Origin of the sequence: Methylotenera mobilis 13 (genome assembly GCF_000384255.1) — a bacterium.
Classification (GTDB): Bacteria; Pseudomonadota; Gammaproteobacteria; order Burkholderiales; family Methylophilaceae; genus Methylotenera; species Methylotenera mobilis_B.
This window is the reverse complement of sequence record NZ_KB913035.1, coordinates 1,729,705-1,741,648: the sequence shown is the minus strand read 5'-3', so window position 1 is coordinate 1,741,648 and position 11,944 is coordinate 1,729,705. Positions and strand designations below refer to the sequence as shown.

General features: G+C 40.4%; 7 protein-coding genes and 3 tRNA genes. 5 read left to right on the top strand and 5 right to left on the bottom strand.

Annotated features, from left to right (window positions below; all coding sequences use genetic code 11):
• Positions 1–252: 252 nt before the first annotated feature.
• From A391_RS0108280 to A391_RS0108270, 3 genes are all read left to right on the top strand, one after another.
• Positions 253–693, top strand: a complete 441-nt coding sequence (locus A391_RS0108280) for an Rrf2 family transcriptional regulator (protein WP_019898663.1) — start codon at positions 253–255, stop codon at positions 691–693.
• A 121-nt stretch (positions 694–814) separates the two neighbouring features.
• A complete protein-coding gene (gene hmpA, locus A391_RS0108275) occupies positions 815–2,014 on the top strand; it encodes an NO-inducible flavohemoprotein (protein ID WP_019898662.1) in 1,200 nt (399 codons plus the stop codon).
• A 184-nt stretch (positions 2,015–2,198) separates the two neighbouring features.
• The gene (locus A391_RS0108270; protein ID WP_019898661.1) at positions 2,199–4,607 is read left to right on the top strand and encodes an EAL domain-containing protein; all 2,409 of its coding nucleotides are present in this window, start codon (positions 2,199–2,201) and stop codon (positions 4,605–4,607) included.
• Positions 4,608–5,076: 469 nt separating this feature from the next.
• Here A391_RS0108270 and A391_RS0108265 read toward each other — a convergent pair whose 3' ends face one another.
• Positions 5,077–5,958: a hypothetical protein gene (locus A391_RS0108265; protein ID WP_019898660.1), complete on the bottom strand. Its 882-nt coding sequence runs from the start codon at positions 5,956–5,958 to the stop codon at positions 5,077–5,079.
• A gap of 904 nt (positions 5,959–6,862) precedes the next feature.
• On the opposite strand from A391_RS0108265, the gene A391_RS0108260 reads away from it, so the two are divergent.
• Positions 6,863–7,264, top strand: coding sequence for a BON domain-containing protein (locus tag A391_RS0108260; RefSeq protein ID WP_019898658.1), 402 nt, complete (start codon positions 6,863–6,865; stop codon positions 7,262–7,264).
• Positions 7,265–7,311: 47 nt separating this feature from the next.
• On the opposite strand, the gene A391_RS0108255 is transcribed toward A391_RS0108260, so the two are convergent.
• The 4 genes from A391_RS0108255 to queF all read right to left on the bottom strand — a co-directional run bounded on the left by A391_RS0108255 (position 7,312) and on the right by queF (position 8,313).
• Positions 7,312–7,387, bottom strand: a tRNA-Glu gene (locus A391_RS0108255).
• Between the two features lie 90 nt (positions 7,388–7,477).
• Positions 7,478–7,553, bottom strand: a tRNA-Glu gene (locus A391_RS0108250).
• A gap of 77 nt (positions 7,554–7,630) precedes the next feature.
• Positions 7,631–7,706, bottom strand: a tRNA-Ala gene (locus A391_RS0108245).
• Between the two features lie 160 nt (positions 7,707–7,866).
• Positions 7,867–8,313: a preQ(1) synthase gene (gene queF / locus A391_RS0108240; RefSeq protein WP_019898656.1), complete on the bottom strand. Its 447-nt coding sequence runs from the start codon at positions 8,311–8,313 to the stop codon at positions 7,867–7,869.
• Positions 8,314–8,389: 76 nt separating this feature from the next.
• Between queF and smc the strand changes: the two genes are divergently transcribed.
• Positions 8,390–11,941: a chromosome segregation protein SMC gene (gene smc / locus A391_RS0108235; RefSeq protein WP_019898654.1), complete on the top strand. Its 3,552-nt coding sequence runs from the start codon at positions 8,390–8,392 to the stop codon at positions 11,939–11,941.
• Positions 11,942–11,944: the final 3 nt, after the last annotated feature.

Below are 11,944 nucleotides of genomic sequence, written 5' to 3'. Positions count from 1 at the left end.
TAAGACTTCTAGCTACTCATCTTATTGAAGTTACTTAGAATATAAATTGATGCATATCAATATCTAGAAATTATAATTTTTAAAGTGACTGTGTTTGAATATGCATCACAATACAATCAATTTTTAAGTGATAACCCACTTGGTTCATCTTATCCTAGTGGTAGATGATTCATACATCATTTAATTTTATATATTCATCAATGAATTATATGTTGCATATTATATGCAACATATATAAAATCTATCACTATTATGCAAATTACAAAATTCACTGATCTAGGTTTAAGAGTGCTGATGTATCTCACGCAAGAGGTTAATCCATCTACTGTGACGATCAATGAAATTGCAAAACAGTTTGATGTCCCTAGAAATCATCTGATTAAAGTAGTGTCTAGATTAAATAAATTAAATTGGGTAATTGCAACGCGTGGGAGAGCAGGTGGTTTGAAACTTGGGGTATTGCCATCCGAATTAAAGTTAGGAAATGTGTTACGTGAGCTTGAGAATAAAACCTCGCTTATTAATTGCGCTGAGCCGCTTTGCGTTTTGAGTGGACAATGTAATTTAAAGGAAATACTAGATCATGGCTTAAATAGCTTTTATGAAGAGATGAATAAGTACAGCTTGCAAAGTATTGTTGATCATAAAACTCAACAAGCGGTTATTAAGTTACATCAGCGCTATGTGGGATAGTGTTTAAGTGTATTGAGATCAATAGTTAATTAAATTTGTAAATCAGTTTTACCAAACACTCACGCGAGTGTTTTTTTTGAACATAAATGTTGCATTTAAAATGCAAGTTAAAGGAGATGGGATGTTATCAGTGCAAGCAAAACCATATATAGATGCAAGTGTTCCAGTCTTAAGGCAGCATGGCTTAGCCATCACCACCATGTTTTATAAAAACATGTTTGAATCACATCCGGAACTAAAAAATCTATTTAATATGGGTAATCAGGCAAATGGGTCGCAACAGCAATCTTTAGCCGCAGCAGTGTTTGCTTATGCTGCAAATATTGAAAATAGCGCAGCACTTGCACCGGTAATAGAGCGCATCGTACATAAGCATGTTTCTGTTGGTATTAAACCTGCGCATTACCCAATTGTTGGTAATCACTTAATTGGTGCGATTAAAGGTGTGTTGGGTGACGCAGCAACGCCTGAGTTACTCGCAGCTTGGGAAGAGGCATATGGTCTTTTGGCTGAGGCACTCATTGATGCCGAAAATAGATTATATCAAGATAATAATCAACTTCCAGATGAGTGGCTAAAATTGAAAGTATCAGAAAAAACGCATCAATCAGATGATGTGGTGACCTATACATTACAAGCGAACGATCAGTCACCCTTACCAAAATTCAAACCTGGACAATACATCAGTGTGGCTGTGCATCTAGATGACTTGAATTTAAGGCAGATTAGGCAATATAGCTTGTCTGACGCTAATCAACATCATACATACAGAATTACAGTAAAACGTGAAAAGGGCGATGAGTATAAGCCACGTGGTAACGTATCAAACTGGCTGCATCATCATGTGAGAGTGGGGAGTGTGATTGACGTTAGTTATCCATGTGGAAACTTCACTCCTGATATCTTAAATGAGCAACCCATCGGGTTAATCTCAGCTGGTGTTGGTATCACGCCAATGATTTCAATCATCAAAGAAATTTCTGCTAATAATCCTACTCGTAAAGTGTTGTTTGCACATGCTGCTAGAAACAGAGCTAGCATTGCGCATATAGACGAGGTCCAGCAGGCTAAATGTGTGTTGAATCATCTAAAAGCCGTTTTCTTTTTGAATGAGTCGAAAAAAGAAAATATAGATGAACGAGAAGGGCGTATGGATTTGACTGATTATATTTCAAATGAGTTTAAAGATGGTTTCTATTACATCTGTGGACCACAAACATTTATGGATGATCAGCGAGATGCGTTGTTAGCGCTTGGTGTAAATCCAAACAATATTCACAGAGAAGTATTTGGCCCTGAAAGTCTTAACCACATCATTTAATGGTGCGTTAATGCATTAATTCGGTGAGATATTAAAAAAATGTCTTGCCGATTTTGAATGGATTATTTAAATAATCCATTCACTTAGATGAATAATTTTTTTTGACTTTTATGTTGCTAGTGTTGGCGTAGTTATTGCTTGGTCATTCTTAGACTATTTGATCATAGAAAAGAAAAACCAGCATATGAAATTATATTTGAATACCTCAAATCAGACTTTTGATTTTGCCGATATTGATCTACCTCATATACACCATTCAGAAAAGTCAGTGTTTATTTTTGACTTTGATGATGAGAAATCATTAACAGATATCCTCAATCAGCTTGCGGACAAGCTACCAGAACAGGTCCTTGAAAACTCCTACGTGATGATCGCAAAAGATGCTAATCCAACGGATCCAGCAGAGACGATTGCAGGCATTGTCCCATTTAATATTTTTTATACTAGGCGTCTGCATTCATGGTTGCTAGATGATATTAGTTTGCATGTGCAGATTTATTTTCAGCCTATTGTTGATTTTACCCAGAACGGAAAAATTTTTGCCTATGAGGCCCTGTGTCGCATCAAGGATCCCTCTGGAGAGTTGTTGAATGGTGAGGAGTCATTTAAGTTGGCGAGCCAGCTTAAATGTAGCGAAGAATTGGATATTGCTTGCCAACAAAGCGCATTGGTTGGTAAAGCAAATTTAATTGCACCAGGTACGCCTATCTTCATTAATGTGCTGCCACAAACCATTATGAAAAAGCGCTGGCTGACCTTAATGATGGAAGCACTGAGCAAATATGGCATTGAGCAGCGTGAAATTGTGATTGAAATTGTTGAAAGTGAAAAAGTATCCCCAGAGCTTTTATCAGAGTGTTGTGATGAGATTCGTGCTCATGGCCTTCGTATTGCACTTGACGATATGGGGTCAGGCTTTAATGGCTTGCGTACACTGGCTGCTGTTCGTGCGGACTATATTAAAATTGATAGAGCGATTGTTCATGAAGCACAAGGCAGTCGTGTGCGTACTGTATTGTTGGAGGCTATTATCTCAATGGCGCAAAGACTAGGCTGCACTGTTGTGGCAGAAGGCTTAGAACGCGTGGAAGACATTAACTTCTGCCTGGATCTTGGGCTTGCTTATGCGCAGGGATACTATTTTGCAAAACCAGAAAGTAAGCCTACCCAGTCAGTAGCGGCTTTACCTAAGCAGGATGAAGCTCATCGCTCTCATATTCCAGATGAGTTCCGGATTGGAGAGTTTGTGATGCGCGGGTTAACGATAGAGGTGAATACTTCCATTGAAAAGGCGAGAGAAATTTTCCGGGATAACCCTGATACTGAAATTGCTGTGGTGTTGGATAATTTGCGGCCTATCGGTTTGCTCAAGAGAGGAAAGGTATTTACTCAGCGTAGCAGTTCATTAGGTGCTTATTGTGATGCATTGCCAAAATTGATTACCAGTCGCACTCCTTCATCATTATTAGCACGAGGACTCTATCTAGAGCGTGGAGATGCCGAGCCCTGGATTATGGTGGGCGATGATGGCGTCTACATCGGCATTCTACAGCCGCTAGAAATTATGGCACAGTTGATCAGTCGTAAGATGAGCACTGGCAGTCTACACCCACTTAGTCAGCTCACCACGGGACCAACATTACGGCAATCACTTGATGTCAGCATACGCAATAATCCCAATACGGTATTAGTCTATATTGATCTTGATCACTTTAAGGCCTACAACGACAGATATGGGTTTATACGTGGCGATGCCATGATTCGCCTATTGTCAGAAATTGTTCGGCAGGAATTTCTTGGCGCTACAGGGACGTTGGTCGGTCATATTGGTGGTGATGACTTTGTGTTGATTCTAGATCATATCAACACAAAACTTGAAGACAAGTTGCTGGATGTAATCTACCATTTCCAAGACCTCGCCAGCCATTTATATGACACATCAGACCTAGAGCGTGGTTTTTTTACTACTGAGGATGGTAGTGAGCATCCAGTTGCCAGCATCTCAATCGCCATCGTCAATGGTAGTCAAGGTGTGCTGTCCAATAGTGTAGCTGCTGCAGAGCGTGCGGCTTACCTGAAAAAAATTGGTAAGTCCAACATAGGTAGCATCATTGTTGTTGAAGATATTACGCCTAGACTTGTGGTGCCAGAACATGAGGTACATTCCGATTGGCAGGCACGTGCGCTAGAAGCGTTGCAATCTTTACTTAAATATCGTCGCTCGGAAGATTCACACTGCATGGATGGTTGTTTCACTGATTATCCGTTCTTTGAGGTGGTATTTGAGCTTAATTCCAACGGGATGCAGAGATATCCAAATTGGATTAATCCAAACATGTACGGCAAGATTAAAGCAGGTGGGGCAGGGGTTGATCGTAGCCTTCAAGCTTATTACAACGAAGCGCATAAAGCGTTACAACCGTATATCTCTAACATTTACCTATCAACAGCGACTGAGGATTTTTGTTTGACGGTATCGTTACCTATTCTAAATCAGATGGGTGGGTTGGAATCAATACTTGTTGCTGACATCAGTATTGCTGCAATGGCGATGCTGAGTAGCAACATTGTAGCTACAGATAAGAAGAGTTGATGAAAGTTGATATCCTATGCATCATGCCTAGACTCAATTAAGTGAGAAATTTCTTGCTTTGATTGCATCAGCCATTGCCGTAGTGTGCTGCACGGGCGATAGCTTCAGCCAATTAAGCTTGAGCTATGTATCGCATTCTAAAATTTATCTTGTTTCGTTAAGTTGGTCAGTGTGATATGTCAATGGGGGGCGATTTAAAGATTTTTTATCTTACGCATTGAAAGATAAGTCGCAACTCATTTGAAACCATTTTTTTAACGTTCACTGACAGATTTAGCCTAACTAAACTGCCTGTCCTTAAATGTGTGCTTAGCTAATTTGACTAAACCATATATCGGTGATTAGTATCTTTTATTAACGCATAAGGTCATCATGTTGATGACCTTATGCGTTTAGTATTGCACTTCCACCTTGCCAGTAATAGCCGATTATTTTGACAGACTTCAATTTCTAGCAAGTTTTTTTTCCCTTATTGAGCTACCTGCTGACGTTTATACTCCTTATGTTTCATTACCAGATAGTCTTCTTTTTCCACTTCTTGTAGTTGGATCGCATACTGGTCAGTTGAGTTATACCAGCGTAGTAAACGTTGCTCCAAAATGTCTTGCTCTGGTGTGTTTAACTCCGCCAGGTAAGCATCAATCGCTAGGTAGTAGCGCATAGTATTACGTTCAATGACACCACGTACGCCCTTAATATACTCAGGCTTCCCGTCTGCTGACTTACCTATGATGGTGAATCCAATTTTATTCCTGCCAATGGTTGCCAAATAACCTTGCATGGCTAAGTTACCTCTTAAACCAAACTTATACGCATAGGTGAAATGCAAAAAAGTGAGTCCACCTTTGATTGGTATGGCTTCTACTAAGATGCGGTAATCACTTGTGCTTAAAGGGCCCTTTTCAGCATTAAGCTCTATGGCAAAGTGATTAGGTGTGGAGTTAATCTCTTGATAGTTAAACTCCACTTGATGCGCGTCAGCTAATGGCTGTTCATCTTTTTTACCGATATATACACTCAGTACTGTCTTTTCTTGTTTGTTGGCAGCATGACAATATTTGACATTAATGTGGAGTATTAGCAAATCGCACCAATTCTCAGGGTTGGTAAGTGCTTTGTTGACTGTAGCAAATGGATAACTGACCACAGCAAAGATTTCACCTTTCAAGTTATCTGATGACTCCATAGAGCTCATATGGAGAGGGCGTTTAAATTGATTGTTATTCAGCTGTTTTGATAACTCCGTATACTTGTCTCTCAATCGCGTGTTCTGTGTAGCTGACTCGGCTGCGAAAGAGCTTTGAGCACCAAGGAAAAAGCTGACAATCATTAATACAGATATCCAATACATATTTATCCTTAAAAAGTATGTCTTATCAATTAACTTCTAGTGCTAGTAGTGACAAGTGAGGTCATCATCGAATCTCGCTTCCTTTGATGCGTTTACTGAGCCAGCGTTTTCTCCACACCATGGAGTGCCCATTGTTAGGGTGTTAGAGTAAGACCAGCATTTATGAACTGAATTTCTAGCCTAAGATGACGGTATTAATTTATTGATGATTGAGGAAGGGTAAGCTAGTCAAGATTAGTCGACCGAGCCTATAGTTGGCCATACATGATTCATGACTGATGTTTTAGCGTGTAGTTAAGCTTTACTATAATCGACAAAAGCATGCTGTTGTTAAAACTCACGGCGAAATGATGTGATGTTGGTGGGTAAGATGTTACCTATCATGACCTAATTAGTTGAACTAACCTAGCTTATTATTTATTAAAATGACACCGCACTATTTTGCTTAGTTTTAAGTACTTAAACTCTTCGCTCTATTTTGAGACATTCGTGCTCTTAGCATAGAGTGATTTTCATTATTAATAGGCTGTATTGATGAGGACTAGTCGATTCACCTCAATCATATTCACACCCCTGTTTGTTTTGATTAAAATTTTGATGCTTTAGGTGAGTTCTATATTCGCAGATGTTTGTAAAGGCAATCTGTGCGATACCGCACACACCATTTTAATCTTATGTGTTACTAATGAAATTGGTTAAACCAACATTTGTTACGTAGCTAATTGACTATGCACTTAGTATTTATCTTAGAGTGGCTTAAAGAGTAGTAGCTTGAACTGCTAAAAGAGCTTATGACGATAGGAATAGCATATTATAAAAGTAATAAACAATCTTTAATAACTATCAAGATGTGAATTTAACTTGAAGTAGTCACCATTCATTATGTTTTACAAAGGAGTCACGTATGAAAGTAACATCAATTAAATTATCAGCATTTATGATTGCTTGTTTAGCTGGCCTAACAGCTTGCGACAACCCAAATACAGCAGAAAATGCAGGAAAAGAAATAGATATAGCTGTTGAAAAAGCTGAAAAGAAGATAGACCAGGCGAGTGAAAAAATGGGAGAGTCTAGTGATCAGGCTGTGGTGGAGGTAGAGGATGCTACGATAACAGCTAAGATAAAAGCCGCTTTTATTGCTGAATCTACAATTAAAAGTCTAGATATCAATGTAAGCACAACGGATGGAGTAGTAACGCTTACAGGGATTGCAGACTCGTTGGAAAGTAGCCAAAAAGCCACTGATGTTGCAATGCTAATATCAGAAGTTAAAAAGGTAGAAAACCAGCTTATTGTCAAGCGCTAAAAACACAAAAGGCCTACTTTAATACTACTGTAAGCCTTTATATATATTGGCGTCCCCACGGGGATTCGAACCCCGGTCGCCTCCGTGAAAGGGAGGTGTCCTAGGCCTCTAGACGATGGGGACCTAAGAAATATTACTATTTAAAACAGTGCGCAAAATTTCTAACACGCAATTTTTATTTTTGCCACTAAGATATAATAAAACTATCTATATTGGCGTCCCCACGGGGATTCGAACCCCGGTCGCCTCCGTGAAAGGGAGGTGTCCTAGGCCTCTAGACGATGGGGACCTAAGAATTTACCGCTTTACTACAAGTGCCGCATTTTACTACAATTTGCTAATAAATCGAAGTGATTTTTCACATTTTGGTGGAGGTAAGCGGGATCGAACCGCTGACCTCTTGCATGCCATGCAAGCGCTCTCCCAGCTGAGCTATACCCCCAAAACCTACGTACTTTTGCTTTCAAAGCGTTGCAGTGTTAGCGAGGCGCAATATTAAAGATGGGCGCGGGCATTGTCAATCACTTTCATCCTAATTTGCTTAAAATCTCAAAAAATTAATACATGTGCCAGATTGACGATGTGCATCTTAATTTTTGCTATTAACCTCGAATGTTAGATTGGCTTTCAAATTGCGTTAACTCCACGCGAGGTTGAGGCTGCCAGCCTTGTTTACGGTGTTCAGCGATCACATTGGTAAATACTCCGCCTCTTACATAGAACTTGGCGGTTACTCTCATGAATTTAGGTTGGGTAGCTTCAACTAAATCATCAAGAATGCTATTGGTGACAGCTTCATGGAAACATCCTTCATCGCGGAATGACCACATGTAAAGTTTTAGGCTTTTAAGTTCTACACAAAGTTGATCAGGAATGTAATCTAAATAAATAATAGCAAAATCTGGCTGGCCAGTTTTTGGACATAAACAAGTAAACTCTGGAATTTCCATATGAATATGAAAATCACGTTTCGTGTTCGGGTTTTCAAATGTCTCTAATGTTTTAGAGGGTTGTGCGGTTGGTTTTGCACCTAGTGAGTGTTCGGTCATGATAGATAGTAGAGCTTTTAGCTTAAAAAACGTTATTATAACGTTCTAAGTCAAACCTAATTAGTAAAAGTTCATTTTGCGTTTAACTCACCTAAAACTCTCTGGTTTTAAATCTTTTGTTGATCCGACAACATTGCACATTCATGGGCAGCGTGTTGGCGTGGTTGGCCCTAACGGTTGCGGTAAATCCAATGTGATGGAGTCTGTGCGCTGGGTGCTGGGTGAATCTTCAGCAAAAGAGATGCGTGCAGATGCGATGGACGCAGTTATTTTTAACGGCTCTGGCAACCGAAAGCCTATCTCAAGAGCTAGTGTCGAACTGGTGTTTGATAACAGCCTTGGCGGTGCGTCTGGGGCTTGGTCCCAATATGCGGAAATTTCAGTTAAGCGCGTAATCGAGCGAGATAAGGGTTCTACTTACTATATTAATAATACCGTTGTGCGCCGCAGAGACGTGGCCGATTTGTTCTTAGGTACAGGCTTAGGTGGTCGTGCTTATGCAATTATTGGTCAAAACACAATCAACCGTATTGTTGAAGCTCGTCCTGAAGAAATGCGTATTTTTCTTGAGGAGGCTGCTGGGGTTAGTAAGTATAAAGAGCGGCGTAAAGAAACCGAGCAGCGACTCCGAGATACCCGTGAAAACCTATTGCGTGTAGAAGACATTGTGCGTGAGCTTGACTCGCAGATTTTACGTTTACAATCGCAAGCCGTTGTTGCTGCACAATATAATCAAATGCAAGAGGCTTTAAATATTACCAAAGCACAAATTTGGTTATTGAAAAAGCGTGATGCAAGCGCGCAATGGGAAAAATCACAGCGCATGGTTGAAAAGCTCGTAAATGAGCTCGAGGCACAAATGGCAGGGTTGCGAAGCAGTGAAAGCACATTGGAAACATTGAGGCGGCAACACAGTGCGTCTAGTGAGGCAGTGAATATAGCGCAGTCTGCATATTATGAAGCAAATGCAGATGTTTCTAATCTTGAGAATCAAGTCAAAAATACCACCGATGCTAGAGATCGGTTGCAACTGCAACTGCAACAATTACTTGCTCAGCTAGAAAAGAACACTCATCAGCATCATTTAGTAGAAGAGGCACGTGCATTAGCACAGGCTGATTTAATCAAAGCTGATGCCGATTTTTTTGATACTGATAGTGCTGTGAAATCCGCTAACGAGGCTGTGCCGCTCAAATCACACGAATATCAGGCGGTACTTTCAGCTTTTAATGCTAGTCAGTCAGCATGGCTAAATGCAGAGCAACGTTTGCGTTTAGAGCAGGCGAATATGACGCATTTATCTCGCGCAGTTTTGGAAACTCGCGAACAGTTAACACGCTTACAACAGAGTTATGATTCGTTGCAAATCCCTGCTGATAGTTTAGTGCTTGAAAAGCAATCTCAGTTGAGCGCTCTAGAATTGGAAATGACTGAACTTGAGCAGAAAAATGCCAGTGCAGTGAAACAAGAGCAGGCATTGCATGCCGAAATTAAAGCTAATCGAGATGAAGCACATCAATATCAGCGAGCATTACATGTGCTAGAAGCTGAAATTAGCTCGTTGACAAAGCTACAAAAGTCCATGCGGCAGGTAGATAATGCATCTGCCTTGGGTGTATGGCTTAGCAGCGTTGGGCTCAGTGATAAGCTAGATGAAAATCTTCGACTATGGCAGGCTGTTCGTATTAAGACTGGCTGGGAGACTGCATTTGAGGCCTGTTTAGGAGCAAAGCTCAATGCCATCTCATGTAATTACTCAAACATTAACGCCAGCTTGCTTAATAGAGCGCCTTTAGCATTGACGTTGGCTGTTACTTCCGATGCTGATACCCAAGTCAAAACACCACATCTTTACACTGAGATGTTCTCGCTAATCGAGTATGTGGAGCCTAATTATGTAGCTGTGTTACAAGATTGGCTTACTGGTGTCTATATCCATCACAATAATGATATGGATATAGTGCAGGCAGCACGCATGCTAAATCATGGTGAGTGTTTAGTAAATCAATATGGCGATACCTATACTCGACATAGCGTGACTTACTTTGGTGAGCAATCGTTATTGCATGGGGTACTTGAACGACAATCTCGTTTAACTAACCTTGAAGCAGAGTTGCCAGCAGCTCAGGAGAGGTTGTCGTTAAAAAACAACCAAGTAACAATGCTGGAAACTAAATTGCAGCAATTACGCACGATGCAGCATGCACAGCAACAGCAATTGAAGCTGGTGACTCAACAGGCGCACCAGTTAAATCTAAATTTACAACAGCTTAAACAGCAGCAAGCTAACGCAATACAGCGACAAAAAATGTTGCAATCTGATTGCGGACAAGCTGAGGAAAAGTTGAACAATCTTCAATCTGAATGCGCTCAAAAACAAGCGCTATTAACTGAGGTTTCGGATACTCTTGTATTGCTCCAGTCTGAAAAGCAAACGATGGAAGTAAAGAGGCGGGCTGCGGAAAGTCTGTTAAATGAAGCACGTTCGCAGTTACAAACAGCTGAACGATTGCATCAGGAAAAGAGTTTCAATGTAAAATTAATTAATAATAATATCAATGAATTAAACGCTAAAATTGAGTTATTACATGAGGATGAGCTTTCGTTAAAGCTACGTATTGAGGACGTTGAAGCTACGTTGACTGCAACCAAAATGGAGACGTTGAAAGCTAACTTGGAGATGGCGTTAACCACTAAAATCCAGCGAGAGTTTGTATTGGTAAATGCCCGCAATGCCATGATTGAAAGTGAGGCTGTGTTACAACAACAAGAGCGTTTAAGGATGCAGTTAGAGCAGCAGTTACACCCGCTGAGAGATAAGTTAGAGGCTAGCCGTTTAAGTGAGCAGCAAGCACGTATCTATTTTGAACAATGTCAAACTGAGCTTACGTCATTAAATATTGAAGAAGCCGTACTGGATAATCATTTAAAACAACATGCTAGCCTAGAGGTCAAGGTGAGTGATCTTGAAAAGTACAAAGCCCAGTTAGTCGCAGATATTGAGGTTTTAGGTGCTGTAAACTTGGCTGCAATAGAAGAATTAGCATCAGAGCAAACACGTAAGCAATATATAGATAGCCAGTGCCGCGATTTAACTGACGCGAGTAAAACATTAGAAGATGCCATTCTTAAAATTGACCGTGAAACCCGCAGTCGTCTGCAACATACTTATGATGAGGCAAATAAACACTTTAATGAATTGTTTACCACATTGTTTGGTGGTGGGCAGGCGAGATTAGAGTTATTAGGGGACGAAATTCTTGACACAGGAATGCAGGTGTTTGCACAACCTCCTGGTAAGAGAAATAGCACGATTCACTTGTTGTCAGGGGGCGAAAAAGCGCTGACAGCATTGGCATTGGTGTTTGCGCTATTTAGGTTAAATCCTGCGCCTTTTTGTTTGATGGATGAGGTAGACGCACCGCTTGATGATAGTAATACTGAGAGATTCTGTGCCATGGTAAAAAAAATGTCGGAAAGGACACAGTTTTTATACGTGAGTCATAATAAAATTACGATGGAAATGGCGCAGCAATTAATCGGTGTTACTATGCAGGAATCAGGTGTTTCACGCATAGTGGATGTAGACATGGAAGCAGCTGTAAAAATGGTTGAAACGGCATCTTAAAAG

Excerpts from the sequence above, each read along its gene's own strand:
- A391_RS0108270 (WP_019898661.1), top strand. The coding sequence starts at position 2,199 with ATGAAATTATATTTGAATACCTCAAATCAGACTTTTGATTTTGCCGAT.
- A391_RS0108260 (WP_019898658.1), top strand. The coding sequence starts at position 6,863 with ATGAAAGTAACATCAATTAAATTATCAGCATTTATGATTGCTTGTTTA.
- queF (WP_019898656.1), bottom strand. The coding sequence starts at position 8,313 with ATGACCGAACACTCACTAGGTGCAAAACCAACCGCACAACCCTCTAAA.
- A391_RS0108265 (WP_019898660.1), bottom strand. The coding sequence starts at position 5,958 with ATGTATTGGATATCTGTATTAATGATTGTCAGCTTTTTCCTTGGTGCT.
- A391_RS0108280 (WP_019898663.1), top strand. The coding sequence starts at position 253 with ATGCAAATTACAAAATTCACTGATCTAGGTTTAAGAGTGCTGATGTAT.
- hmpA (WP_019898662.1), top strand. The coding sequence starts at position 815 with ATGTTATCAGTGCAAGCAAAACCATATATAGATGCAAGTGTTCCAGTC.